Genomic DNA, 23,912 nt, shown 5'->3' with positions numbered 1-23,912 from the left:
CTGGAGAGATAGTTCGAGCCGACGTGTCTCACCACTCGTCGTGTGGAGTCTCCAGACGATTGAAATTGCTCCGGCTGCCGTCCGGGCGCCGGTCCTGATACAGGAAGCGGAAGTGGCGGGCGTCGAAGGTGTCGAACCACCGCTCCCACTCCACCGGTTGCAGGATCGCGCCGCCGTAGCCGGGGAAATCGAAACGCAGATTGCCCAGCCGCCCGTTGGTCTCGCTGAACGGGGTGGTGGCCGGGCGGGCGCCGCGCTGTTCGGCCCAGCGGCGGATGACCTCGTGATTGCGCGTGACCATCGTGCCGTCGGCGCGCTCGCTGGGTGTTTCGGTGTGCTGTTCGATGTGCAACGACCGGCTTTCGGCCGTTTCGGGCTGCGTATTCCGGGCGACTAGTCGTCGCTGGCGGTCCATGCCGACCCTCCTTAGCGCCCTCAGCGGTATTCCGGTTCCCACTCAGGTACCCGATGCGCTCGCGCGGCAAACCGGCCGCTCGCGGTTAGCTGAGATTCGCCCGGGTTTGTCGCCCGCGCGCTGGGTATCCGGGGACCATGATCGATACGCCGCAGCCCGAACCAGGGCTCACCCAGCCGCCCCTGCCGGGTCCGGAGCCGGTGCCGCCGACACCGGGGCCGGATCCGTTCCCGGAACCGAACCCGATTCCGCCGCTGCCGCCGGATCCGAGCCCGGCGCCGCCCAATCCCGACGATCCGCGTCCGCCGCTGCCGCCGGTTCCCGGCCCGCCGCCGATCCCGCGCTAGTCGCGCAGGGCCTGCTCGCGCAGCGCGGTCAGGGTCTTGGACAGGATCCGGGAGACGTGCATCTGGGAGACGCCAAGCACGTCGGCGATCTCGGTCTGGGTCTTGTTCTCGAAGAAGCGCATGATCAGCACCTGACGCTCGCGCTCGGGCAGGTCCGCGATCAGCGGCTTGACGGCCATGAAGTCCTCCACCAGGTGGTAGGACGGCTCTTCCTCGCCCAGGCTTTCCAGCAGCGGCAGCGGCGCGTTGTCGATGTCGTCGCCGGCCACGGCGTCGATGGACTGGGATTGGTAGGCGTTGCCCGCGATCAGCGCCTGGGTGACCTCCATCAGGTCCACGTCGAGTTCGGCCGCGATCTCGCGCGCCCGCGGCACCCGGCCCAGCCGCTGCGACATCTGCTCGATGGTCGGGCCGATGCTGAGCTGAATCTCCTTGATACGCCGCGGAACTCGCACCGCCCAGGTGTTGTCGCGGAAGTGCCGGCGCACCTCACCCATGATGGTGGGCACCGCGAAGGCCAGGAACGAGGACCCGCGGGTCACGTCGAACCGGTCCGCGGCCTGCACCAACCCCAGCCGCGCCACCTGGAGCAGATCGTCGAAGATCTCCCCGCGTCCGGAGAATTTGCGCGCGATGTGCTCGGCCAGCGGCAGGCAGCGCTGAATCAGCTCTTCCCGCATGGGCTCCCGGCGTGGGTCGTCGGGGGCCAGCGCGGCTATCTTCTCGAAGAGGGGCTCGATATTGTCGTAGCTGTCGCCGGGCGATCTGGACTCACCCGTCATCCGCCACCCCTCGTACCCAGCTGAAGTCCACCATCGTCGGATACCCGCCGAGCGCCGCGTCGTACGGCTCCTGCACGGCCGCGATCGACGCGGTCAGCGTGCGCACGATGTGCCAGCCGAAGCCGGCCTGCTCGACCACGGCGTCGGAGGCCGCGACCGAGGCGACGTGCACGAACATCTGCCGGTCGTCATAGCTGAATTCGCACTCCAGCACGGAGTCGGGCACCGCCTCCATGATCAGCGACGTGGCCACCTCGTCCAGGGCGAGCCGGATATCGGTGACCTCGTCGAGCGCGAAATCGGCGATCAGCGAGACGGTTTCGGCGAGTGCGCGCAGCATCGTCAGCTGGTCGAACTGGGCTGGTAACCGCACGCCGATCGTGGTCGTCTTCGTTGAGGATCGGGAAGTCCACTCCCCCATAGCCCATCACCACCTTGTTCGCGCCGCCGGTTTGCGCGGTCCGGCTACTTGGCGCTGCCCGCCATGCTCCAACCGCGACGTCCTCACCGAGGCGCTTACCCGGTCCGGGCCGGGGCAAACACGAACCTGGTCAGCTGCCCGTCTGAATCCGTTCGTGCGCGGTCAGCAGGAGGTGATCGAATTCGGTGCGCATGTGCGCGGTGGACAGCACCATGGTGGCGATGTCGGCGACCAGTTGCCCGGCCAGCGCGCGCAGCTTGACGTTGGTTTCCTGGGAGCGCCAGCTGAGCACCTTGAACGCCTGCTCGGAGCTGATCCCGTAGACCAGCATCAGCGCGCCCTTGGCCTGTTCGATCACCGCGCGGGCCGCGTACAGCTCGGGCAGCGTGTCGTCGAGGGTTTCCCGGCGGTGTTCCTCGAGGGTGTCGGTGACATCGATGTAGTACCCGGCCGTGCCCGCGACGTGCCCGTCCTGCTCGATCAGCCGGTCGGCGACGACGATGACGTGATGCACCGAGCCCGCGGTGTCGATGATGCGGTGGCGGCTGGAGAACGGGTCGCCGTGCTGGACGGTCTTGGCCAGCGTGCTGGCGACCTGCGCGCGATCTTCGGGATGTTTGTGTGTGAGCAGCAGTTCCGTGGTCGGGGTGATGGTGCCGGGCGCATACCCGTGCATTTCCGCCACCTCGTCGGACCACTCCCAGCGTTCGTCGTCGAACCAGTACCGGAAGGTGCCGACGCTCTGCGGCTTGCCCATTCCGATCACGCGGCCCAGGGCCACCGAGTCCTCGGACTCCGTGCTCACCTCATGAACCGATCCACTCTCTATCACAGCGCAAGTATGCGTGCCGCGCGGCGTGTGGACGAGTGGATCGGACGGTTCGGGGACCAACGTCATCTAGGCGTCGAGGGCCGCCCGCATCGTGGGGTAGTAGGCGAACATCGGCCGCACTCCGGTGAGTTCGAAGGCGCGCTCGATTTCCGGCCTGCCGGTGACGACGCGCAGGTCCACACCGTTGCACGCGGCGCGCTCGCGGGCGGTGGCGAGACCGGCCGCCGCGCGCAGGGCGACGAAGCGCGTGGCCCGCAGATCGATCACGACGGCGGGCACGCCCGCGTCGATCGCGTTGTCCAGGGTGGCCCGGAACATCGGGTAGACGGCGGCGTCGAGTTCGCCCTCCACCCGGACCACGACACTGCGTTTGCGCCGATCGACCCGTTGCGACCACATGCGGCTCTGATGGAACCGCGACTTCGAGGTGTCGTCGGCGACGCCGTCGGTAGACATGTGCGCACTCGTCAGGGGGTGCAGCACTACTGCATCCGTAGGCATGACATACCTCCCAGAATCAGGGGGGATCTCCGGCTCGTGCGAGGGGTGTGGCCACTGCGGGGAAAATGAGCGGCGAGCTGGATACCGAACTCGTGTCGCGAACGCTCCCGCCGACCGTGCACCGAGCGTCTCCTCGTCGAGGCGTTCGCTGTGAACCGGGGTCGGCTGTAGTCTCAACCTCTCCTCAGTCTGGCACGGCCACTGTGTTCTGTACACCGAATCGGCCCGGCGAGCGCTTCCGGACGGAAACAGTCGCCGCGCGCCGTCGCCGCCGGGCCCGCGCCGGGGTTTGCCCGCGCACGTCACGGGGCATAACCGCCTCAGACTGCCTGGCGCCGTGGATAGGAGTCCCGCCGTGAAAATCGCGATGGTGGCCGAATGTGCTTCTCCGTTAACCGAACTCGCCGGCGGCCCGGCCAGTGGCCGCACCGTCGCCATCGCGGCGCTCGCGGCCGCGCTGGTGCGCGCCGGTCACGAGGTGACGGTGTACACGCGCCGGCAGGACCCGCATACCCGGACCGTGGTGCCGGCCCGCGAGGGCTACCGGGTGGTGCACGTCCCGGCCGGGCCGCCGCGCCCGCTGCCGCGCGACCAAATCCTGCCCCATCTGGGCGAATTCGGCACTTTTCTGCGCAAGCACTGGAGTCTGCGGCGGCCGGACGTGGTGCACGCGCACTTCTGGATGTCGGCGCTCGCGGCCGAATTGGCCGCGCGCTCACACGGATTGCCGGTGGTGGTGTCCTTCCACGGCCTCGGCACCGTCAAACGGCGCTTCCACGGCCTGGCCGACACCAGCCCGCGCCCGCGCATCCGTTTCGAGCGGCTGATCGCGACGCGCGCCACCCAGGTCCTGGCCACCTGCGCCGACGAGGTCGCCGAGCTGGCCCGGATGGGCGTGCCGCGCTTCCGGATCTCGGTGGTACCCGGCGGTGTCGACCTGGCCCGATTCACCCCCGACGGCACGGTCGCCGTCAAGCACCAGCCGCACCGGGTGCTGGCGGTCGGAAGACTGGTGCGCCGCAAGGGTTTCGATCTCGCGGTGCGCACCCTGGCGGAGCTGCCCCGGACCGAGCTGGTGATCGCGGGCGGCGCCGTCGGCGACGACCTCGACGACGACGCCGAGACCCGCCGCCTGCGCCGCCTGGCGACCGAACACGGTGTGGCGGACCGGCTTCGAATGCTGGGCCCGGTCTCGCACGCCGCCCTGCCCCGGCTGTACCGCTCGGCCGACGTGGTGCTCTGCACCCCGTGGTACGAGCCCTTCGGGCTGGTCCCGCTGGAGGCCATGGCGTGCGGGAAGCCGGTCGTGGCCACCGCGGTCGGCGGGCAGCTGGACACCGTCGTCGACGGCGTGACCGGCCGCCTGGTCGCGCCGCCCGAACCGGCCACCGTCGCCCGCGCCGTGCAGGCCCTGCTCGCCGATCCGCAGCAGCGCGCGGCCTGGGGCGCCGCCGGCAGCCGGCGGGCCGAAGAACGGTACTCGTGGGATCGCGTCGCGGCCGACACCCTCGAGACCTACGAGCGCGCCACCCCGATCCGCAGCAGTCCCCCGCTCTCGGCGGCTCCGCTGCCCGCCGTCGCCAACGCCCGCTGAGCTCTCAGGACCTGTCCGCGCCCGGGGCGGGCCCCGGCTCGGAATCCCGGCGCCACCGCCACGGCGTGATCACCCAGGCGATCGCGAACAGCAGCGCCACCACGACTCCGGCCAGCGCGCCCGCCCACGGCACGGCCACCACCACCTCGAAGACGAGCACGACGGCCCCGGTCAGGGCCACACCCAGCAGTCCCACCCCCGCCAGCGCGCACCGGTGCGCGGCCGCGACGACGTTGCCCAGGCGGTGGCGGCGGAACAGGATGCGATGCCAGGAAACGGGGGCGACCAGGAAGACCGTCGCGCCGACGGCCGCCGCCACGGTGACCAGGTACAGCAGCCGCAGCGGCTGCGAGAGGTGCGCGAAAGCGGCTTGGAAGGGCAGCAGGAGCAGCGCGCTGATCAGGAATTGGATACCGGTCTGTACCACCCGCAACTCCTGGATCAGATTCGCCCAGTTGCGGTCCAGCCGTTCGGTTTCGGTCTCGGTCCGGGCCTGCCGGTTCCGATCCGCGCCGGTGTCGTGCTCGTGCACCTGCACCCTCCTACCTGCGAGGTATCCGCGTTATACCCGGTCGGGTCACGATTAACCGCGCGGACGCCGGGTACCACCGCCCTATGGTCCCGACCACCGAGGAACTGCTGCACGCGCTGACCCGCGCGGTCACCACCCTGTCCGGCACCGGCATCCGGTTCGCCGTGGCGGGTGGTTGCGCGGTGTACGCGCGCGGTGGGCCGGCCACCCATCACGACGTGGACATCTTCGTCAAGCCCGAGGACACCGGCGCGGCGGTGCAGGCGCTGGCCGCGGACGGTCTGCGGGTGTGCGAGCCGCCCGAGGACTGGCTGACCAAGGTCTACGACGGCGACACTCTGATCGACGTCATCTTCCGGCCCAACAACCGGGACGTCACCGACGAGTTGCTCGATCGCGCCGAGAGCCTGCGCATCGGGCCGACCACCGCGCCGGTGGTCAGCGGCACCGATCTGATGGTCGACAAGCTGCTGGTCTTCGACGCGCACCGGCTGGATCTGAGCCCGATCCTGCACATCGCTCGCGATCTGCGCGAACAGGTGGACTGGGCGGCGGTGCGCCGCCAGACCGAGCACTCGCCCTACGCCCGGGCCTTCCTCGGGCTGCTCGCCGATCTGGGCGTGGCCGACACCGGAATCAGTAACGGGGGCAACGACACCGAGGGAGCCGAGTAGATGGAGACACCGCAATACGTCGTCGCGCATCTGCGCCGCGCACTCGCCGAGGATCCGCGCACCTGCGAACTCGGCATCCACGTCACCATCCGCGGTGACGTGGTCGTGCTGGGCGGCGAAGTGAGCAGCGCCGAACGCAAACAAGCCATGGAGACCGTGATCCGGGAGCAGGTGCCGCAGGCGCGCATCCACAACGACGTGCACGTCACCCTGCCCTGCGCCCCCGAGGGCTCCGAAGACCTCACCGCGCCCGAAAGGAGCTGAGCCCATGCGTATCGCGGCCGTGGGGGATGTACACCTGGGTGCGGAATCGGCCGGGCAGTTGCGGCCGGTCCTGCGCGAACTGCCGGAGCGCGCGGACGCGCTGCTGCTGGCCGGCGACCTGACCCAGCACGGCACCCTGGACGAGGCGCGGGTGGTGGCCGCCGAGTTCGCCGATCTCGGCCTGCCGGTGGTCGCGGTGCTGGGCAATCACGATCACCACAGCGATCAGCAGGACGCCATCACCGACATACTCGGCGAGCACGGGATCACGGTGCTGGAAGGCACCTCGGTCACCCTCGACATCGACGGGCGCACCCTGGGCATCGCCGGCTGCAAGGGTTTCGGCGGCGGCTTCGCCGGCAAGTGCGCGAGCATCTTCGGCGAGCGCCTGATGCGCGAATTCGCCGGGCACACCGTGGATGTGGCGGAATCGCTGCGCAGCGCGCTGGCCGAGCTGGACACCGACGTGACGGTCGTGCTCACGCACTACTCCCCCGTCAGCGACACCCTGCACGGCGAACCGCCGGAGATCTACGCCTTCCTCGGCTCGTATCTGCTCGGCGAGCCGATCGACGAGTTCGGGGTCGATCTGGCCCTGCACGGACACGCGCACGCCGGCACCGAGCGTGGCACCACCCCGGGCGGCATCCGGGTGCGTAATGTGGCCGAGCCGGTGATCCGCGCGGCCTACGCGATCTACGAATTGCAGCCCGCGGATTCCCTGGCTGCCCGGTGAACGCCCTGATTGACCGAGCCGAACCCGGGTATCGCTGGCAGTGTACCCGTTCGGCCGAGAAGGAGTTTCCTATGGTTGGCGAACACGACGTCCCGGATCATGCACGCACGACCCGCAGCCATGCGGGCGAGACGCTCGAGGATTCCCGGAACTGGCCCGGCATCATCCTGGTGATGCTCGGCATCGTCGGGCTCGCGCTGACGGTCACCGCGGCCGGATACGGTTTCGAGGGCTGGGCGATCGTCGGCGGTATCGCGACGGTGCTGTGCCTGGGCATCGGCACGTTCCTGGTCTGGGCCGAGCACCGCCGGGTCCGCAAGCAGGAAACGCTCGCGAGTGACGATCGCGGGCACTGATGAAGCTCAGCTACCTGGGTGTGCCGGCCGCCGCGGCGGCACTGCTGCTCACCGGCTGCGTGCAGGGCCCGACCGGCGAGACGCCGGCGGGCCCGGCCACGCCGACGAACCCCAAGATCACGATGACGTTCAATTCCCCCTCGCAGAGTTCACAGCTCCCCGATCCGGATCAGATCACCCCGGACGCGGCGAACCAGCTGTGCACCATGTTCCGTGACGAACTGGGCGATTGGCAGGGCCAGACCGCCGTGCTGGCCCGGGTCGCCTTCAACGGCACCGTGCACAACTGGGCGATGCGCAACGGCGGGCTCAACGATCTGATCGTGCGCGACCGCAGCGTGATCGACACCGCCACCACCGCGGCCTGCCCGCAGACCCGCGAGGAAGTACTGCGCGCCCTCGACGTGCCCGACCTGGCCTCCGGCCTGGCCGGTTTCTGAATCCCTTGAAGCACAGGAGAATTCGATGACCAAGCGCCTGAAATCCCGCACCACCGCCGTGGCCGCCGCGCTGGCCGCACTGGCCCTGATGGCCACCGGCTGCGACGAGGCGGAGAAGGCCGTGAACAAGGGCGGCGACACGCCCTGCAGCGAATTCACCGCCCAGGACAAGGACAAGCAGCGCACCACGGTGGCCAAGTTCCTGGAAGACGATCAGGGCCAGAAGGACGTGCCGAACGATCAGACCGTCGACAACTCCATCACCGCGATCGAATTGATGTGCGCCGCCCAGGCCAACAAGGACACCCCCATCAACAAGGCCGACCTGACCGGCATCCTCGTGCCGAAGTAGGAAAAGCCCCAGCTCTACCGCCGGGAGGCGTTGTTTCATGCACTCGACCGCAGACACGGCCGTGACCCTGGTGCTGCGGGCGCGCGGCCTCGGCGGCCTGCTCACCGCGCTGCCCGCACTGCGTGGCCTGCGGGCCGCCCGGCCGCATCACCGGCTGGTGCTGGCCGCGCCCGGCTGGTTGCGCCCGATCGCCGATCTGACCGGCTGTGTGGACGAGCTGCACGCCACCCCGATCCTCGGGGACCTGCGCTGGAACGCCGCGCCGCCGACCAGCGCGGTGAACCTGCACGGCCCCGGCCCGGAGGGAATCGCCGATCTCGACACCACCGATCCCGAGCAGCTCATCTCCTTTCGGCACCCGGACTTCCCGCTGGTGCGCGGTCCGGCCTGGCCGGAGGATCTGCCCGAGACCGCGCGCTGGTGCCGGCTGCTGGAATCGGCCGGGATTCCGGCGGATCCGGCCCGCATCGAGCTGGATCCGCCGCCGGAGACATCCGGGCAGCGCACCCACGTCCTGATCCATCCGGGCGCGAACGCGCCGGCGCGGCAGTGGCCCGCCGAACGGTTCGCCACGGTCGCCTCGCGGCTGCACGCGGCCGGTCACGCGATCCTGGTGACTGGAACGGCGTCGGAGCTGCCGCTCGCGCGCTATGTGGCCGAGCACGCCGGGTTGCCCGAAACCGCCGTGGTGGCAGGCGAACTCACGCTGCGGCAGCTGGCCGCCACGGTCGCGGGCGCGGCGCTGGTGATCAGTGGCGATACCGGCGTCGGGCACCTGGCCACCGCGTTCGGCACGCCGTCGGTCCTCGTCTTCGGGCCCAATTCCCCCGTCCTGGCGGGCCCACCGCCCGAGCGCACCGCCCATATCGTGTTGTGGGCCGGGGAGATCGGTGATCCGCACGCGTCCGAGGCCGGACCCGGACTGCTGCGGATCAGCGCCATGGAGGTCATCGACGCCGCCGAGCGGCAATTGAGCATCACCCGGCAATTACCGACGATGGAAAACAAACTCGTGCAGTAAATCAACCGGACACAAAAAGTCCGCCCGGCTCGTACGAGCCGGGCGGACTTCGTTTCTATCGCGGATGACTAGTCCTGTCGGTGCTGGTGAGCGCGCTGCCGCTGCTCGTCCAGACCGGCCTCGGCGCGGGCCTTCTCGGCGGCGGCTTCCTTGCCGGCGGCTTCGCGCTGGGATTCGGCCTTGTCCTGCTGGGCGCGGCCTTCCTCGCGCACGTCGTCGCGTCCGAAGATGGCTCCGGCCGCCTCCTTGATCTTGCCCTTCACACCTTCGACTGCGCCTTCGGCGCCTTCCCGGGGACCGCTCTTGTGCTCGGTCACGATATATCTACCTCCGAAATCCGGTTATCAGGTGGACACTTGCCGTCTACCCCGCGATATCGAGCTCAATCAGCACGCGGCGGAATTCGGTCCGGGTTTCGGCGCCTCCGGATCGGATATGCCCTGCCTATGACGGCACTATGGAAAAGCGATGCCGAAATCCCGGCGCGGCTCCGATTGAACGCGGGATCGCGGTTCGACACCGTCGTGATCGGCGGCGGGATCACCGGTCTGGTCACCGCGCTGCTGCTGGCCGAGAGCGGCGTGGAGGTCGCGGTGCTGGAGGCACGCCGGGTCGGCGCGGCCGCCAGCGGTCTGAACACCGGCAAGATCAGCCTGTTGCAGGGCACCCGCGCCCAGCAGATCGCCGGGCGGCATTCGATCGGCACCCTGCGTGAGTATCTCGCCGCCAATCGCGACGGCCAGGACTGGCTGGTGCGCTTCTGCGCGGAACACAACGTGCCGCTCCAGCGCGAGGCCGCCCTCACCTACGCGCAGACCGCCGCCGAGGTGAAGCGGGTGCGCGCCGAGTACGAGGCGACCCAGCGCGCCGGGCTACCCACCGAGTTGATCGGCAAGCCGGACACACCCTTCCCCGCGCACGGCGCGGTCCGGCTCGACAATCAGGTCCAGGTCGACCCGATGGCGCTGATCGCCGCGCTGGCCGTAGCGGTCGAAGCGCACGCGACGCCGATCTTCGAGTCCACCCGCGCGCACGGTGTGCGCTCCGGCCCCGGCGGTGACCTGGTGATCGACACCGAACACGGCGAGCTCACCGCGCACTCGGTGGTGCTGGCCACCGGCATGCCGATTCTCGATCGCGGCGGCTTCTTCGCGCGACTGGAGCCGCAGCGCTCCTATCTCACCGCTTACCGTGTGCCGCAGGAGATTCCGCGCGAGATGTATCTCAGTGCCGGGCAGCCGACGAAGTCGCTGCGCTACGCGCCCAGCCCGGAGGACGATCTACTGATCGTCGGCGGCAACGCCCACGGCGTCGGGCGCACAGACCGGGCGAGCGCACATGTCCAGGCCTTGGTCGACTGGACACAACGCTGGTTCCCCGGCGCCGAGCCGCTGTACCGGTGGTCGGCTCAGGATCATCACCCGATCGGTGAGCTGCCCTACGTGGGCCCACTGTTGCCCGGCCAGGATCGGATCATGGTCGCCACCGGTTTCGCCAAGTGGGGCCTGACCAACGGCGCCGCGGCGGCGCTCGCGCTGGCCGGGCACCGCACCGGCAAGCCGCCGGCCTGGGCCGCGACCTTCCAGTCCTGGCAGCCCGCGGAGCTGAAGGGCTGGTTCTCCGCCTTGAAAGCCAATACCGCTGTCGCCCAGCAGATGTCGAGCGGCTGGCTGCTGCGGCTGACGCACGGGCCCGGCACCGCCCCCGCCGAGGGCTGCGGCAAGATCGAGCGGCACGGGCTCGAACCGACCGCGGTCAGCACCGTCGAGGGCACCACCACCGAGGTCTCCGCGGTCTGCCCGCACCTGGGCGGGATCGTGCGCTGGAACGACGCCGAGAACTCCTGGGACTGCCCGCTGCACGGCTCCCGCTTCGCGCCCGACGGCACCGTGCTGGAGGGGCCCGCCACGAAAGGGCTTACGCCCCGGGTGGTTCCGCGTCCGCTGCACTGAGTGACCGGCTCGATCCGCACCGGCGCGCCGCCGGACCTGCGACGCCCGGCCGCTGTAGTGCGCGGCGCGGGCGCGGAATTGTAGGGTTACCGGCAGCGCCGGAGCATGTCCGGTCGCCGAGCGAGCGAAGGGACAGCGGGGATGTCGGAAACCTCGACCGAGGTGCTTCTGGACGACTTCGGGGGAACACAGTGAACAACACGGCGGAAGTGTTGCTCGATGACTTCGAGAACAAAGCGAACTGGGACGTCGCCGGTGCCGGCGCCGACCGCAGCCACCTCACCACGTTCGCCGAGGGCGCGCCCACCAAGGAAGTGCGGTCCTACGCCGACGGGCGCGCCGGCGCCGACCACCGGGCGCTGGTCCTGCTGATCAAATCCGCCGCCGACGACCTCGAGGTCGACCTGATCACCAAGGACGGCCGATCCTTCGCCGTCCCCGGGCAATTGAGCGGCCTGAACCTCTGGGTGCGTTCCCCACACGCCTCGATCCGCATCTTCGCCGCCCTCGGCGCTGCCGACGGCAGCACCCGCGACGTCCTACTCGGCAAGGTCACCGCCAGCGCCGAATGGCAGCACGTCAAGCACCAGCTCGACACCCCCATCGACGGCGCCAACCTCCTCGCCCTCAAGATCCGTCTCATGGCCGTCACCAAGCAGACCGGCGAACTGATGATCCTCCTCGACGACCTGACCGCCCGCACCACCACGCCCTGAGGCCGCGCTAACCGCGGCTGAGCGTGATGGTGGTCCAGGCGCCGACGTGGATTCGGTCGCCGGGGTGGACCTGGACCGGAATGTTACGGGGGATGTCGTCCTCGGAGTCGTTGAGGCTGGTGCCGTTGGTGGAGCCGAGGTCGATGAGGGTGGCGGCGTAGGGGGTGAGGTGCAGGGTGGCGTGGACGCGGGAGACGCCGGCGTCGGCGGGCGGGATGCCGAGATCGATCTCCGGGTTCACGCCCTGGGAAACGCTGTGCTTGCCGATCAGGATGTCGCTGCCGCGCAACATGATCCGGCGTTCCGGGAAGTAGGCGGGGAAGGGCACCTGGTCGGCGTCGGGGCCGTTGCGGGCCTGCACCCGGGCGTAGAGCTCGCGGTCCGCGGCGATGGTGGCGATCCAGCCCAGCTGCGGCGCGGGCGGCGGGTCGGGCAGCTCGGGTTCCAGGGCCGGCGGCTTGCCCACCAGCGTCGGCCCCGGACCGATCAGGGTCGGCTGGTCGGGCTCGGCGAGCTGCGGCTCGGCCGCGACGACCGGCTCGGCGGGCGCGCCCAGCACCAGATCGTGGCCGCACTCCTCACAGAACCGGCTGCCGCTGCCCGGCGTGTGACACACCGGGCACGCGACCGCACCGGGCCGGGCGACCGGCGGCCCGATCTGGGTGCCGCACTGGTCGCAGTAATCGGTGGATTCCGAGGCGTGCCCGTCGGGACAGGTAACCATCAGGACTGCTTCGGCGGGATCCGGACCGTCTTGACCGAGCGGGCCTCGAGCGCCTTCTCGTCGAAAGCCTCCACCTTCGTGCGCAACCGCACGGTGCCGTTGTGCTCGTCCACCTCGACCACATTGCGCAGCAGCTTCGCGGTCTCGGCGTTACCGGCCTGGGTGGCCAGCTCCACGGCCCGGCGCAGTTTCGCCGTCGCGGTGTCCACGTCGCCGAGTTTGCGGGCGTCCAGGCCCTCCTGCACCACCTGGGCCAGCTCGGCCTGATCGGTGTATTTGGCGACGCGGTCGCTGATCCGGGCCGAGAGCTCGGTGTCCTCGGTCCAGACCGCGCGCACCAGCCCCTTGCCGACCTCCTGCTCCCCCGCGAACACGGTGACCCGCGCGGCGGCCTTCTCCCGGCCCGGCGCGGCCGGTTCGACCCGCACCTGCAGGTGGTATTCGCGTTCCTCCGCGCCCCAGGAACCGAGCGGGAAATCCCGGACCTGCGGGCTGTTCTCGACCTGCATGCCGGTCAGGTCCAGAATGGCCGGTGCGACCTGCTTGACGTAGTTCACCGTCGCCCCCGCCGGTGTCCACACGCGCAGCCGCAGTTCGGGAATCGCCTTCGCCAGCGAGGATTCCATCATCGCGCGGAAGTCGGCGGCCAGGCCCTCGGCCTCCTTGACCACGTCGGTGCCGCCGTGCAGGGCGTTGGAGATCTGCTGCATTTCCTTGACCACGTAATCTGCGCCGACTCCCCGGCAGTCGCAGGTGAACAGGCCTTCGGACAGCTTGATCTCGGCTTCGAGGGTTTCGGGCTCCTCGTGCTCGTTCTTCCCGTCGGTCAGCAGGATGGCGTGCACCATCGCGCCCTCGTGCTTCTTGGCCAGCTGGCGGGCCAGTCCGAGCCAGGTGCCCATGGCCGTGCCGCCGGAGGGGCGCAGCTTGTCCAGCTGACGCCGGGCCGCGGCCAGGTTCTGCGGGGTCGCCGGCAGCGAGGGCTCGTCCTTGGGAAAGATCAAGCGCGCCTTGGCCGTTCCCTCGATGATGGCGAAACGGGTGTCCTGGTCGAGCACGTCCAGCGCGGCCAGGGTGGCCTCGCGCGCGCCCTGGAACTTGCGGCCGGTGGCCATGGAGCCGGAACAGTCGATGATCAGGATCTCGACCCGTTCCGGCGGCGTCTCGGCGGCGACGAAATCGGCGCCCGCCTCGACGGTGACGATGGCGTCGACCGTGTCCGCGCCCTCGGCCAGATACTCGTTCTGGTCGACGGCGACCGAAATCCCTTGGTTTTCCTGGGAACTCACAATGTTCTCCTGCTGGGTGGATCAGGTGATGGGTGCCAGTGCGACGGTGATGTTGTCGCGCCCGCCGCTGCGCAACGCGAATTCCACGAGTTCGCGCGCGGCGGGCATCCGTTCGGCCGCGGTGGCGATGGCGGCCAGCTCCTGGGCGCGGGGCCGGTAGTTCCACAGCCCGTCGCTGCACAGCAGCAGCACACCCGGGCCGGTGGTGGTGAAGCTGCCGACGCAGCTCTCGGCGGCCGGGTCGGCGCCGGAATCGGCGCCGAGCCAGCGCATCAGGTGGTGCGCGCGCGGGTGCTGCATCGCCGTCTCGTCGTCGGTGCCGAGATCGACCAGGGTCTGGGCGTAGGAATCGTCCTTGGTCAGCCGCTGCGAGGGCGGGCAGGTCGACGCCGAGGATTCGGTGCGCAGCCAATAGGCCCGGCTGTCACCGATATTGACGTGCGCGATCTCGAATTCGCCGGTGCCGTACCCACGCACGATCGCCGAGACATAGGTGCACGAGGGCGCGTGACCGCTGGGTTTGGCGGTGGCCCGGACCGCCTTGATGGCGGCCAGTAGCCCGGCGTAGACGGCGTCGGTGAGCGAATCGCCCTCGGCCAGCGCGAGCAGGCAGCCGTCCACGCCCGCGCGCACCGCGGCGCCCGAGGCGGCCTGCGGGTCCTCCGAGGAGGACACGCCGTCGCTCACCACGATCACCGTGGTGCCCGGGATCCCGCCCGGACCGTCGAGGACGGCGGCGGCCACCGAATCCTCGTTGCGCGCGTGGCTGAGCCCGCGATCGGTGGCCAGGTAGACCGCACCCAGGTCGGCCTCGAAACGGTCGGGCTGCGTGCGTAATTGGCCGCAACCGCGGCAGTAGCCCTCGGCGTCGTGCTCGCGCCCGCCGCAACTCTCGCAGGTCGACGGCTCGGCGGCGAGCTCCTTGGAGGGCCGGGGCAGCGCCGCCCGCCGCGCCCCGATCTCCTGCCCGCACTCCTCGCAGAAGCGGTCCTTTCCGCCCACCCGCGCGCGGCAGTTCGGACAGGTGGCGCCGCGGCGCGGGCCGTCGGACAGGGGCAGCGGTTCGGTCGGCAGCAAGCTCGCGGTCGGAGTCAAGTCAGTGCTCACAGTGGGTTTCGGGACGGGCGGGGACACCGCGTCGCGCGGCGGTTCGATGGTCATAGCGTGGTTCTCGGACGGACCCGGTTGGCGCGCTCGACCATGTCGAAACGCGCCCACATATCGGGTGTTTCGCGCGCCAGATCGCGATAGCAGCGCTCCAGGCCGGTGCGCACGCCCTCCTGGTCGAGGGGCGCGCCCAGCAGCGGCGCGGCCGTGGCGGGCGTCTTGCCCGCGCCCAGCCAGGCCAGCGCGGCGTCGAGCACCTGCATCCGCACCTGGGCGCGGCGGCGGGTGGACTCGATGGTGAGGCTCTGCACCCGCTCGCCCGCTTCGCGCAGCACCTGCTCGGACAGCTCGTCCGGGCCGCGGTCGGCGAGAATCGTGGCGACGGCGGCGATCCGGGCCTCGGTGTAGAGCGCCGAGGAGGGCTCGACCTGGTCCAGCACGTCGACCGCGCCGGCGCGGTCGCCGCCGTGGCGGCGCAGCCGCGCCAGGCCGAAGGCCGCGCTGACGAAGGCGTGGTCGGTGCGCCACACCAGTTCGTAGTAGCGCGCCGCCTGGAAGCGGTCGGCGGGCACGCCCGACAGGTGCGTGTCCCCGGCCGCCGCGCCGTTGCCGCCGGAGTCGCGCCGCGCGGCCGCGGTGTGCACCGCCAGTTCGGCGACGGCGGCCAGCGCCAGCTTGGGGGCCGGTTCGCCGGGCAGCGCCGCGTAGACGGAGTCGAAATCCGTGTAGGCGCCGCGGAAGTCACCGGCCAGCAGCCGGGCCTGCCCGCGGTACCAGGCCAGCCGCCAGTCGCCGGGCAGGGTGGTGGCGAGCGCGTCGATCCGGGCGAAGGCGTCGTCGTGGTCGCCGATGTCGAGGGCGGCGCGGACCAGGCGCAGCGGAATCTCCACCGATTCCTCGCCGGTGGTGACGACCGCCGCCAGACCGGCGGTGAAGGCCGGTTCGAGTTCGGCCGGCGAGACGCCGCCGGTGGTGGCCAGCAGCGGCGCGCCGCTGTCGCCCGGGTCGACCAGCGGAACCGGCAGCGCCGCGATGAGATCGGCCGGAGCGACGACGGCCTCGGCTCCGATGCCGAACACGGCCCGCGGCGGACCGAAGAAGGCCGACATGCCCGGCCGCGGCACGCCGTCGTCGGTGGCCAGCACCTCGCGCAGCACGCCGGTCAGCTGATCGGCCATCTCCTCGGTGGACGGGAAACGATCGTCGGCCTCGTCGCTGGTGGCGCGGCGCAGGAATCGGTGCAGCGAATCGTAGTTCGCCAGCAGCGGCTCGTCGGCGGGATCGGGCAGCGGGCCGAGGATGCCGTTCTGCAATCCCAGCCGCAGCATGAGCACGGCCAGGGTGCGGCCCACGGTGTAGATCTCGGTGGCGACCGTGGGGCCGGTCGCGGCGATCTCGGGGGCCTGGTAGCCGGGCGTGCCGTAGATCGGGCTGGATTCGTCGTCCATCGCGATGACTGCGCCGAGATCGATCAGCTTGAGGTGATCTTCGGATTGGATCATGTTGTCGGGCTTGAAATCACAGTAGGCCAGCCCGTTGGCGTGCAGATAGCCGAGCGCGGGCAGCATGCCCAGGATGTAGGCGATGGCCTGCGGCGCGGGCAGGTGACCGCCCACCGTGTCGCGGTGCCGGCGCAGGATCTGCTTGAGCGAGGTGCCGCCGACGTACTCCATCACGATGTAGCCGACCGCGATGCCGTCGTCGCCGACGTGCTCGACGAAGTTGAAGATCTTGAAGATGCTGGGGTGCTCGACCTCGGCCAGGAAGCGCTTCTCGGCCAGGGCCGCCTTCATCGCGTCCTCGTCGCCGGAGTTCAGCAGGCCCTTGAGCACCACCCAGCGATTGCCGACATTGTGGTCCACGGCCAGATAGATCCAGCCGAAGCCGCCGTGGGCCAGACAGCCTTTCACCTCGTACTGCCCGCCGACCCGGTCGCCGGCGACCAGCTTGGGCGTGAAGGAGAACTTGGTCCCGCAGTGCGGGCAGAACCCTTCGGTGCGGCCCGGGCGGCCGTCGCGGCTGCGCCCGACCGCGCGGCCGCAACTGCCGCAATACCGTTTCTCCTCGGCGACCTGCGGATCGGTCAGGATGGCCGCGAGCGGATTCACCTTCGGCTGGCGCGGCATCTCCACCAGTCCGCCGCCGAGTCCGCCGCGCCTGCTCTGGCTCGACGACGAGCGGCCGGTGCGCACCGAGCGCGACGATCGGCTCGCCCCGGTGGCGGCTTCGGTCGTCGCCTGCGTCGTGGTGCCGGTCCGGCTCGGCGCGGCGCCGCAGACATCGCAGTACCCGTCGGAAATGGTTCCGGTGCACCCGGGTTCACCGCAGGACTGCGGCCCCTCCGGCGCCGCGACCGGTATCGATTCCAGCGTCTTGGATTCCGACGGCGCGGTGCCGCAGCGGTCGCAGTACCCGTCCTCGATGGTGCCGCCGCATCCGGGTTCAGTGCAGATCATCGCGTCCTCCCGGCCTTCTTCTCCCCGATCAGCTGCTGATAGTCGGCGACGGCTCGGGTGGCCGCCGCCAGGTCGCAGGGTTTGCGGGTGAGCAACCCCGCCGCGACCTGATAGGCCTCGAGCACTTCCCGATCCTCGCTCACCCCGACGCGCGAGGCCTTGGCCTGATAGGCGCCGAGGCGGCCCCGCAATTCGGCGCGGCGGTCCAGCAGCCCCTGGGCCAGCGCCTCGTCCGCCTGGGCGGCTTCGGTCGCCTCGGCGATCCGCCGGCGCAAGCCCGGCAGCGCCTTCGCGGGCCCGGATTCGACAGCCAGCCAGGACAATTCGCTGCCCAACTGCGCGGTGAGATCGGGGCGCTCCGGCAGCGGGGCGGTACGAATGCGGGCTTGCGCGTCGGCCCGGACCCGCACGGCGCGCTCGCGCGCCGTGCGCAACTCCTCCCAGCGCCGCCTGGTTTCGGCGATCGCGGCGGGCCAATCCTTGGTGATCGCCGTCAACTCGGTGAGCACCACGGACTGGCGGCGCACGGCCGTGCCGATCTCGGCGACGCGCGCTTCGATCTCCGAGGCGGTGAGCGAGAGCGGGTCGGTGCCCGCGCGGCGCATCAGGGCGTCGATTTCCGCTGCGATGGCCTGGAATTCGGGTGTCAGGCCCTGCCCCAGCTCGACCTGCGCCTGCAACGGCCCGAGCCCAGCGGCGACCCGCGAGTTGACCGCGTCGACCCCGTCCAGGAATTCGGCGATCCGCGGGAAGGTGGCGCGCATACGCTCCAACGTATCGGCCAGGCCGACGAACAGGACGGTTTCGCGGGGACCGGTCAGCGACCGCTGCGCCATCGGAATCGGGGTGCGCCCGGCCTCGTGCGGGCGGCCGCGCAGCAACTGCGTCAGCTCGACCCGGGCCCGATCATCGACGCGGTGGCGGGTGCCGCGCAGCGTGCGCGCCTGGTCGAGGATGGCCTTCATCCGGCCGTGGTCCTCCCACATCAGATCCAGCGCCTGGCGCACCGGCTCCCAGCGCTGGGCGGTGAGCCCCGCGGGCGGGAAGTGGCGCATCAGGTTCAGCCCGGGATGATTGTCCAGTTCCAGCAGCGTGCTGGTGATCGCGTCGAATTGCGCGGTGCGATCGGCGAGTTCGCGATCGATCTCGGCGACGGAGAGCGGCAGCATGGCGACGGCCCTCACTCGCTGTACCGGGTGGGCGGCGGCCCGGGCGAGGGGCCCAGCTGCGAGAGATGGCGGGCGTAGCTGCGTTCCCAGCTGCCGTCGACGCGAATGCGCTCGATCACGCCGTTGACGAAGCGGACCAGTTCCGCATTGTTCTTGGCGACGCCGACCGCGTAGGCCCCGCTGCCGATCGGCTCACCGAGTACCGCCAGGTGGCGGTCCTGGGCGACCAGGCCGTACAGGATCGGTTCGTCGGCGCTGATCGCGTCGACGTGGCCCTGCTGCAACGCGGCCAGGCAATCGGTCCAGTTTGTCACCCCGAGCACCGTCATGCGGATGGGCAGGGCGAACAGCGGCGCGGCCGCGGTGGTGCCGGTGGCGACGCACACCCGCTTGCCCGCGAGGTCGGCGCCGCTACGGATGCCGGAGCTCCTGGGGGCCGCGATCCGCTGCGTCGCACGGTAGTAGACGCCGGAGAAGTCGACGTCGCGGCGGCGCTGGCAGGTGGCGGAGAAGGTGCGCACGATCATGTCGACCTGACGATCGCGCAGCGCGGTGGTGCGTTCGGCGGCCGTCACCGAGCGCAACTCGACCTTGTCGCGATCGCCGAAGAGGCTGTAGGCGATCTCGCGGGCGATATCGATGTCGAAACCCTCGAGTTCGCCGGTGGTCGGATTGCGGAAGCCGAACAGATAGGTGTTCTGGTCGACGCCGATCCGCACACGGCCGTTGGCCACGATGGCGGCCATCGGCGAACCGGCGGGCATCGCGCCGGGGCTCGGCAGCGGCCCGGGGCGCAGGCTGGTTTCGGCGTCGCACTCCCCCTCGCCCTGCGGCGGGGTGGTGATCGGGGTGAGCTCCGGCGGGGCCGGGTTGACCACCGCGACCGGAGAGGACTGCGGCACCGAGGAATCCATGGTGCAGCCAGCGAGCAGCAGCGCCGCCGCGAGCAGCGGCGCGAGCGCGCGGGCCCTCACAGGAACTCCTTGACCCGCGGCCACAATCCGACGATGACCGCGGCGGCCGCGAACAGCATCAGCAGCAAGGTCGCGGAGGGACTGAACGTCAGCGCGTCGCCCGCGGAGTCGACGCCGCCGCGCAGGTCGCCGCGGACCGCGCCGAGTTCCTGGCGCAGCGACTCGTCCAGGCTGGTGAACTTGGTGGCCGAGGATTCCGGGCCGCGCCCGATGGCCTGGGCGACCGCGTCGGGGAACTTCGCCGCCTGGTAGTCCTCGACCTGTTTGCGGTGCCCGGCCGTCCAGCTCTGAAAACGCTGGGAGGCGGTGGAATCCGCGCCGGTGACCGCGGTGAGGCGGTCGCGCAGCGCGGTGGTGTGCCGGGTGAAGACCTCCTCGCCCTCGGCGATATCGCCCCGGGTGATCAGCTGCAAGGTCTCGGCCGTGCGGGCCTGCTGCGCGAGAATCCGGGCCTGGGCCAGTGTTTCGAACCGGTGCGCCGCGCCCTTGTCCCCGCCGTCGAGCGCGGCGCCGGCCACCGTGGTGGCGACCACGACCCAAATCAGCGCGAGCACCGTCGCGCCGGCCGCCGCGGCCAGGCCGAGATTGAACCGGCGGTTGGTGCGCTCCACCAAGAGGTACGACCCGGCGCCACAGGCGATCAGCACCAGCAGCAGCAAACCCAGGGTGCCCCACGGCAGCGCGCTGATACGCCCCTGTTCGGCGTCGACCGCCGCGAACCGGTCGGTGCTGAGCCGCTCGGCGTTCCGCAGCAGCGAATTCTGCATGAGCGCGGAGGCTTCGCGCAGATAGGCCGAACCGACCGGAAAGCCCTGCCGGTTGTTGGCGCGCGCCGCCTCGACCAGGCCGGTGTAGGCGGGTAGTTCGGCGCTGATGCGCGCCACGATCAGCCGGGTCTGCCCGTCGTCGGCGCCGACGGTGGCCTCGGCCAGCGCGGCCGCCGCGTCGGCCAGCGCGGTCTGATAGCGGACCCGCACATCGGGCGCCTCGATGCCGCCGGAGAGGAAGGCCTCCGCCGCGGCGGCGTCGGCCGCCGAGAGCGAGACGTAGAGGTTCTGCGCCGCGTAGGCCAGCGGCTCGGTGCGATCGAGCGCCGCCTCGTGCCGAGAGATCTTGCCGCTCAGCTGATTCGCGCTGGTGAAGCCCGCGATCAGGCACAACGTGACGACTACGAGCACGACGACGCCGATCGCGCCCGGCGTCGTCGCGGCGAAGCGCCGCAACCACATCGCCGCGTTCCGCGCCGCCGCTGGTAGGCGAGGTCTCACACCGTCCCCCCTTCATCTCCCGGCCGGTGTCTCGCTCGCGATAGTACGTCAGCCGTTAGCCCCGCGCCGCCTATTAACCGGCGGGGGCCCGAGCTGCGGCGAAGGGCCTATCGCGGGGTCGTCAGCACGCTGAGGTAGCTGGGCCGCGCGGGGTCGAGAACGATTGCCTGGCCGCGGATCTGACGCTGTTTCCAGGGCGCGATGAAGTGCCGCGGAAAGCTGCTGCGGCTGATCGAGACGCGCAGGCGATGGCCGGCGCGCAGCAGCGCCTCGGTGGGGTTGATCTCGATATCGATGTCGAAGGGGAGGCCGGGCTCCAGCGGGACGGCGGTGTCGGCGGTGAGGGTGTGCACCGGGAAGAGGAGTTCGCCGTCGACGTGGTAGCTCTGCTCGGCGTCGGTGGCGCGCAGGGACGACAGCAGCGCGCCCCGCGTCAGCGGCACCGAGGCGCCGTCGGGGCGCACGTCGCACACGGTGACCGACCAGAACGCGTCCGTGCCCGCGGCCACGGCGCGCAGGTGCAGATTCATCGGTCCGGTGAGCACGGTGTCGGCGGTGCAGGGCGCGCTGGTGAAGGTGACGGCGGCGGCCTCGTTGCGGCGATCGTCGTTGCCGAACTCGGCGCCGAAGAGCAACGCGGCGCCCATGCTCAGCACCGCGGTGTTGTTGGAGGCCGCGCTCCCCCGGCGCTCGGGCAGCGGGATCCGGCACTCGCGCTCGCCCGGCTGTCCGGCCAGTCCGGCGTCGGTTCCGGCGTGTGCCGCGGTGCCGGTGCTGTCGCCGGTCAGGTAGAACCTGCGCACCCCGGCCGCCGGGTCGGGGAAGGCGTCGCGGCGCACCCAGGCTCCGTCGCCCTGGCGGCGCACGGTGATCGGCCCGTAGCCGTCGATGCCGTTGTCGACGCCCTTGACCCAGCGGTCGAAGAAGGCGCACTGCAATTCGTCGAGCGCCTGCGGGTTGCCCGCGTCGCCGAAGCCCGAGCCCGCCGTCAAGTGGTAGGAGTCGTCGACGAGCACCTGCTTCGGCCCGGGCGGCACCGGAATGCGGTCGTAGAGGCGGAAATTCGAACGGTTGTAGACATCGTGCCAGCCGCCGTGGATCCAGGTGGGCACCGTGATGTCCTCGTACTTGCAGAGCCGGGCCGCCCACATCGGGTTCAGGTAGCCGTCCTCGTGGTCGGCGGTGAACGCCAGGCGCAACGCGCGGGTCAGCCAGCCGGGGCCACCGAACACCCGGTCCCGCAGCAGTTTTCCGGCGATCCCCGCACGCACCAGCCCGGGCCAGGCCGGTACCCATTTACCGCCGGTGACCGCCAGCATCCAGAGAATGATGCCCGGCGTGGGCACGCCGCCGGTCAGCCCGAGCTCGCGCACCGGGTTCTCTCCGGCCTCGATCGCGAAGCACGCCCGCACGCCGTCGATCTGCTGTCCGGCGGTGAGCAGCGCCGCGATCGCGCCGTAGGACAGGCCCTGCACCGCGACATCGCCGTTGCACCACGGCTGTTCGCGCACCCAGCGCACCACCTCGGCGTAGTCGCGCTGCTCGCGCGGACTGAAGAAATCCCAGGCGCCGGTGGAACTTCCGGTGCCGCGCACGTCCACCATCAGCCCGACGTAGCCACGCGAGACGGCGGTGCGGTTGATCGCGAAGGGTTCCAGCACGCCGCCCGCCGGGGTGCGCAGCACGTCCCGGGCGGTCATGCGGGTGCGATCGGAGGGCTCCAGCCGGGCGGCCAGGCGCCGCAGCACGGTGTTGAACCGCATGCCGTGCCGGTTCAGCATCTTGTTGTAGGCGGTGAAGTTGATGATCGCGGGCAGCGGTTCGGCGGTCGGGCCGGCGCTGTCGCCGGGGCGCACGATGTCCGCGGTGAGCACCGCGCCGTCGGACATGGCAATCGGAACGGTGTTGCGCCCGAACAGTTTCGGATATCGCACCGGGCCGATATCGAAGCGGGCGTCCGGCGCGGCGGCACCGACGGCGGCGGACAACGGCTGACCCATGGGTACCCCTCGCGACGACTGTCTCAGATGCTTGACTATGGTGCGCTCGGCAGCGCCGCCTTGTCGAGAGCGGCCTTGTCCATGACACGGTGCAGGCCCCAATTCAGGCCGCGCATGGCGAGGTTGTAGGTGAGCGGCAGATACCGCTGGGCGTAGTAGCCGACACGAATGTCGAACGAGGTGAACACCATGAACCGGTTGCGCCGCACGCCGCGAACCAGCGAGCGGGCGGCCGCGTCGGGGGTCACCGCGTGCCGCACGAACAGGCCGATCGCACGCTGCACGGCGGCGGCCTCGCGGTCCACCCCGGCGATGTCGACGCGCTCGACCATGGGCGTGGCCATCGCGCCCGGGCACACCAGGCTGACCCCGATCCGGTGCCGGCGCAGATCGAACCGCAGCACCTCCGAGACGCCGCGCAGCCCGAATTTGCCCGCGCTGTACGGCGCGTGCCAGGGCAGGCCGAACAGCCCCGCCGCCGAGGACACATTCACCAGATGCCCGCCGCGCCCCGCCGCGATCATCGGCGGCACGAACTCCTCGATCACATGGATCGGTCCCATCAGGTCGATATCGATGGTGCGCCGCCACTGTTCGTGGGTGAGCCGTTCGACGGCGCCCCAGGTCGCGATGCCCGCGACGTTCATCACGATGTCGACGCTGGGCACCTCGGCGTGCACCTTCCCGGCCAGCGCCACCACCGCGTCATGGTCGCTGACATCGGCCGACTCGGCCAGCAGCACCGTGGCTCCGGTCGCGCGCAGGTCGGCGGCGGTACGCTGCAGCCCGGCGTCGTCGATGTCGGTGAGAATCAGCCGCGCCCCCTCGGCCGCCACCGCGAACGCGGTACTGCGACCCAGGCCACCGGCCGCACCTGTGATGAGGCAGCTTTTCCCGTCGAACTTGGTCATGCCACGACGATAGCCTTTTACGAACACTGTTGTCTATTTATCCCCGGCCTGCGTTTCGCCGCGCGGCGACGCGACGGCG

The 23,912-nt window shown here is 70.6% G+C and carries 27 protein-coding genes; 11 read left to right on the top strand and 16 right to left on the bottom strand.

From position 1 onward, the window contains the following. Positions 1-28: 28 nt before the first annotated feature. A complete protein-coding gene (locus tag AB0I43_RS00985) occupies positions 29-415 on the bottom strand; it encodes a hypothetical protein (protein WP_356972295.1) in 387 nt (128 codons plus the stop codon). Positions 416-552: 137 nt separating this feature from the next. Between AB0I43_RS00985 and AB0I43_RS00980 the strand changes: the two genes are divergently transcribed. Further along, positions 553-762, top strand: a complete 210-nt coding sequence (locus tag AB0I43_RS00980; RefSeq protein WP_356972294.1) for a hypothetical protein — start codon at positions 553-555, stop codon at positions 760-762. On the opposite strand, the gene AB0I43_RS00975 is transcribed toward AB0I43_RS00980, so the two are convergent. The 4 genes from AB0I43_RS00975 to AB0I43_RS00960 form a co-directional block, all read right to left on the bottom strand. After that, complete coding sequence (locus AB0I43_RS00975) at positions 759-1,544, bottom strand: SigB/SigF/SigG family RNA polymerase sigma factor (protein ID WP_356972293.1); 786 nt, start codon at positions 1,542-1,544, stop codon at positions 759-761. The genes AB0I43_RS00980 and AB0I43_RS00975 overlap by 4 nt on opposite strands. Further along, on the bottom strand, positions 1,534-1,917 hold the full coding sequence (locus AB0I43_RS00970; RefSeq protein WP_356972292.1) for an anti-sigma factor: 384 nt from the start codon (positions 1,915-1,917) through the stop codon (positions 1,534-1,536). The genes AB0I43_RS00975 and AB0I43_RS00970 overlap by 11 nt, the downstream gene beginning before the upstream one ends. Positions 1,918-2,095: 178 nt before the next feature. Continuing rightward, positions 2,096-2,722, bottom strand: a complete 627-nt coding sequence (locus AB0I43_RS00965; protein ID WP_356973112.1) for a PAS and ANTAR domain-containing protein — start codon at positions 2,720-2,722, stop codon at positions 2,096-2,098. Between the two features lie 141 nt (positions 2,723-2,863). Next, positions 2,864-3,253 carry an STAS domain-containing protein gene (locus AB0I43_RS00960; protein ID WP_356972291.1) on the bottom strand — a complete coding sequence of 130 codons (390 nt, stop codon included), beginning with the start codon at positions 3,251-3,253 and terminating at the stop codon, positions 2,864-2,866. Between the two features lie 400 nt (positions 3,254-3,653). On the opposite strand from AB0I43_RS00960, the gene AB0I43_RS00955 reads away from it, so the two are divergent. Beyond that, a complete protein-coding gene (locus tag AB0I43_RS00955) occupies positions 3,654-4,892 on the top strand; it encodes a glycosyltransferase (protein ID WP_356972289.1) in 1,239 nt (412 codons plus the stop codon). 4 nt (positions 4,893-4,896) lie between these two features. Here the strand turns inward: AB0I43_RS00955 and AB0I43_RS00950 are convergent, their stop codons facing one another. Continuing rightward, positions 4,897-5,424: a DUF6328 family protein gene (locus tag AB0I43_RS00950; protein WP_356972288.1), complete on the bottom strand. Its 528-nt coding sequence runs from the start codon at positions 5,422-5,424 to the stop codon at positions 4,897-4,899. Between the two features lie 83 nt (positions 5,425-5,507). Here AB0I43_RS00950 and AB0I43_RS00945 point away from each other — a divergent pair, with 83 nt between their 5' ends. From AB0I43_RS00945 to AB0I43_RS00915, 7 genes are all read left to right on the top strand, one after another. Next, positions 5,508-6,098 carry a nucleotidyltransferase family protein gene (locus AB0I43_RS00945; protein WP_356972287.1) on the top strand — a complete coding sequence of 197 codons (591 nt, stop codon included), beginning with the start codon at positions 5,508-5,510 and terminating at the stop codon, positions 6,096-6,098. Continuing rightward, a complete protein-coding gene (locus tag AB0I43_RS00940; protein ID WP_356972286.1) occupies positions 6,099-6,362 on the top strand; it encodes a BON domain-containing protein in 264 nt (87 codons plus the stop codon). A 4-nt stretch (positions 6,363-6,366) separates the two neighbouring features. Beyond that, the gene (locus AB0I43_RS00935) at positions 6,367-7,098 is read left to right on the top strand and encodes a metallophosphoesterase (protein WP_356972285.1); all 732 of its coding nucleotides are present in this window, start codon (positions 6,367-6,369) and stop codon (positions 7,096-7,098) included. Between the two features lie 71 nt (positions 7,099-7,169). Then, the gene (locus AB0I43_RS00930) at positions 7,170-7,454 is read left to right on the top strand and encodes a hypothetical protein (protein WP_356972284.1); all 285 of its coding nucleotides are present in this window, start codon (positions 7,170-7,172) and stop codon (positions 7,452-7,454) included. Next, positions 7,454-7,894, top strand: a complete 441-nt coding sequence (locus tag AB0I43_RS00925; RefSeq protein ID WP_356972283.1) for a hypothetical protein — start codon at positions 7,454-7,456, stop codon at positions 7,892-7,894. Before AB0I43_RS00930 ends, AB0I43_RS00925 begins: the two co-directional genes overlap by 1 nt. Before the next feature lie 25 nt (positions 7,895-7,919). Continuing rightward, on the top strand, positions 7,920-8,246 hold the full coding sequence (locus AB0I43_RS00920; protein ID WP_356972281.1) for a hypothetical protein: 327 nt from the start codon (positions 7,920-7,922) through the stop codon (positions 8,244-8,246). Between the two features lie 37 nt (positions 8,247-8,283). Further along, a complete protein-coding gene (locus tag AB0I43_RS00915; protein WP_356972279.1) occupies positions 8,284-9,267 on the top strand; it encodes a glycosyltransferase family 9 protein in 984 nt (327 codons plus the stop codon). A 68-nt stretch (positions 9,268-9,335) separates the two neighbouring features. On the opposite strand, the gene AB0I43_RS00910 is transcribed toward AB0I43_RS00915, so the two are convergent. Then, positions 9,336-9,584: a CsbD family protein gene (locus AB0I43_RS00910; protein ID WP_356977349.1), complete on the bottom strand. Its 249-nt coding sequence runs from the start codon at positions 9,582-9,584 to the stop codon at positions 9,336-9,338. 129 nt (positions 9,585-9,713) lie between these two features. Between AB0I43_RS00910 and AB0I43_RS00905 the strand changes: the two genes are divergently transcribed. Continuing rightward, a complete protein-coding gene (locus AB0I43_RS00905) occupies positions 9,714-11,219 on the top strand; it encodes an FAD-dependent oxidoreductase (protein WP_356977351.1) in 1,506 nt (501 codons plus the stop codon). Positions 11,220-11,410: 191 nt separating this feature from the next. Next, positions 11,411-11,935 (top strand): hypothetical protein, encoded by a 525-nt coding sequence (locus tag AB0I43_RS00900; protein ID WP_356977353.1) that lies wholly within the window; start codon positions 11,411-11,413, stop codon positions 11,933-11,935. 7 nt (positions 11,936-11,942) lie between these two features. Here AB0I43_RS00900 and AB0I43_RS00895 read toward each other — a convergent pair whose 3' ends face one another. From AB0I43_RS00895 to AB0I43_RS00855, 9 genes are all read right to left on the bottom strand, one after another. Further along, positions 11,943-12,659, bottom strand: coding sequence for an FHA domain-containing protein (locus AB0I43_RS00895; protein ID WP_356977355.1), 717 nt, complete (start codon positions 12,657-12,659; stop codon positions 11,943-11,945). Continuing rightward, a complete protein-coding gene (locus AB0I43_RS00890; protein ID WP_356977357.1) occupies positions 12,659-13,948 on the bottom strand; it encodes a VWA domain-containing protein in 1,290 nt (429 codons plus the stop codon). Before AB0I43_RS00890 ends, AB0I43_RS00895 begins: the two co-directional genes overlap by 1 nt. A gap of 21 nt (positions 13,949-13,969) precedes the next feature. Further along, positions 13,970-15,109, bottom strand: coding sequence for a protein phosphatase 2C domain-containing protein (locus AB0I43_RS00885; protein WP_357430903.1), 1,140 nt, complete (start codon positions 15,107-15,109; stop codon positions 13,970-13,972). After that, a complete protein-coding gene (locus tag AB0I43_RS00880; RefSeq protein WP_357430901.1) occupies positions 15,106-17,511 on the bottom strand; it encodes a tetratricopeptide repeat protein in 2,406 nt (801 codons plus the stop codon). Before AB0I43_RS00880 ends, AB0I43_RS00885 begins: the two co-directional genes overlap by 4 nt. After that, the gene (locus tag AB0I43_RS00875; protein ID WP_357430899.1) at positions 17,508-18,695 is read right to left on the bottom strand and encodes a hypothetical protein; all 1,188 of its coding nucleotides are present in this window, start codon (positions 18,693-18,695) and stop codon (positions 17,508-17,510) included. Before AB0I43_RS00875 ends, AB0I43_RS00880 begins: the two co-directional genes overlap by 4 nt. Then, positions 18,692-19,654: a glutamate ABC transporter substrate-binding protein gene (locus tag AB0I43_RS00870; RefSeq protein ID WP_356977364.1), complete on the bottom strand. Its 963-nt coding sequence runs from the start codon at positions 19,652-19,654 to the stop codon at positions 18,692-18,694. Before AB0I43_RS00870 ends, AB0I43_RS00875 begins: the two co-directional genes overlap by 4 nt. Further along, positions 19,651-20,883 carry a hypothetical protein gene (locus AB0I43_RS00865; protein ID WP_356977366.1) on the bottom strand — a complete coding sequence of 411 codons (1,233 nt, stop codon included), beginning with the start codon at positions 20,881-20,883 and terminating at the stop codon, positions 19,651-19,653. The genes AB0I43_RS00870 and AB0I43_RS00865 overlap by 4 nt, the downstream gene beginning before the upstream one ends. A 146-nt stretch (positions 20,884-21,029) precedes the next feature. Next, the gene (locus AB0I43_RS00860; protein ID WP_356977368.1) at positions 21,030-22,922 is read right to left on the bottom strand and encodes a CocE/NonD family hydrolase; all 1,893 of its coding nucleotides are present in this window, start codon (positions 22,920-22,922) and stop codon (positions 21,030-21,032) included. 35 nt (positions 22,923-22,957) lie between these two features. Beyond that, positions 22,958-23,833, bottom strand: a complete 876-nt coding sequence (locus tag AB0I43_RS00855; protein ID WP_356977369.1) for an SDR family oxidoreductase — start codon at positions 23,831-23,833, stop codon at positions 22,958-22,960. Between the last annotated feature and the right edge of the window lie 79 nt (positions 23,834-23,912).

The sequence above is a fragment of the Nocardia sp. NPDC050435 genome, from assembly GCF_040655395.1.
GTDB lineage: Bacteria > Actinomycetota > Actinomycetes > Mycobacteriales > Mycobacteriaceae > Nocardia.
This window is presented reverse-complemented; position numbering and strand designations above follow the sequence as displayed.

Excerpts from the sequence above, each read along its gene's own strand:
- AB0I43_RS00935 (WP_356972285.1), top strand. The coding sequence starts at position 6,367 with ATGCGTATCGCGGCCGTGGGGGATGTACACCTGGGTGCGGAATCGGCC.
- AB0I43_RS00895 (WP_356977355.1), bottom strand. The coding sequence starts at position 12,659 with ATGGTTACCTGTCCCGACGGGCACGCCTCGGAATCCACCGATTACTGC.
- AB0I43_RS00945 (WP_356972287.1), top strand. The coding sequence starts at position 5,508 with ATGGTCCCGACCACCGAGGAACTGCTGCACGCGCTGACCCGCGCGGTC.
- AB0I43_RS00975 (WP_356972293.1), bottom strand. The coding sequence starts at position 1,544 with ATGACGGGTGAGTCCAGATCGCCCGGCGACAGCTACGACAATATCGAG.
- AB0I43_RS00865 (WP_356977366.1), bottom strand. The coding sequence starts at position 20,883 with ATGTGGTTGCGGCGCTTCGCCGCGACGACGCCGGGCGCGATCGGCGTC.
- AB0I43_RS00860 (WP_356977368.1), bottom strand. The coding sequence starts at position 22,922 with ATGGGTCAGCCGTTGTCCGCCGCCGTCGGTGCCGCCGCGCCGGACGCC.
- AB0I43_RS00885 (WP_357430903.1), bottom strand. The coding sequence starts at position 15,109 with ATGACCATCGAACCGCCGCGCGACGCGGTGTCCCCGCCCGTCCCGAAA.
- AB0I43_RS00915 (WP_356972279.1), top strand. The coding sequence starts at position 8,284 with ATGCACTCGACCGCAGACACGGCCGTGACCCTGGTGCTGCGGGCGCGC.
- AB0I43_RS00940 (WP_356972286.1), top strand. The coding sequence starts at position 6,099 with ATGGAGACACCGCAATACGTCGTCGCGCATCTGCGCCGCGCACTCGCC.
- AB0I43_RS00985 (WP_356972295.1), bottom strand. The coding sequence starts at position 415 with ATGGACCGCCAGCGACGACTAGTCGCCCGGAATACGCAGCCCGAAACG.
- AB0I43_RS00930 (WP_356972284.1), top strand. The coding sequence starts at position 7,170 with ATGGTTGGCGAACACGACGTCCCGGATCATGCACGCACGACCCGCAGC.
- AB0I43_RS00880 (WP_357430901.1), bottom strand. The coding sequence starts at position 17,511 with ATGATCTGCACTGAACCCGGATGCGGCGGCACCATCGAGGACGGGTAC.
- AB0I43_RS00965 (WP_356973112.1), bottom strand. The coding sequence starts at position 2,722 with ATGGGCAAGCCGCAGAGCGTCGGCACCTTCCGGTACTGGTTCGACGAC.
- AB0I43_RS00925 (WP_356972283.1), top strand. The coding sequence starts at position 7,454 with ATGAAGCTCAGCTACCTGGGTGTGCCGGCCGCCGCGGCGGCACTGCTG.
- AB0I43_RS00905 (WP_356977351.1), top strand. The coding sequence starts at position 9,714 with ATGACGGCACTATGGAAAAGCGATGCCGAAATCCCGGCGCGGCTCCGA.
- AB0I43_RS00960 (WP_356972291.1), bottom strand. The coding sequence starts at position 3,253 with ATGTCTACCGACGGCGTCGCCGACGACACCTCGAAGTCGCGGTTCCAT.
- AB0I43_RS00980 (WP_356972294.1), top strand. The coding sequence starts at position 553 with ATGATCGATACGCCGCAGCCCGAACCAGGGCTCACCCAGCCGCCCCTG.
- AB0I43_RS00855 (WP_356977369.1), bottom strand. The coding sequence starts at position 23,833 with ATGACCAAGTTCGACGGGAAAAGCTGCCTCATCACAGGTGCGGCCGGT.
- AB0I43_RS00920 (WP_356972281.1), top strand. The coding sequence starts at position 7,920 with ATGACCAAGCGCCTGAAATCCCGCACCACCGCCGTGGCCGCCGCGCTG.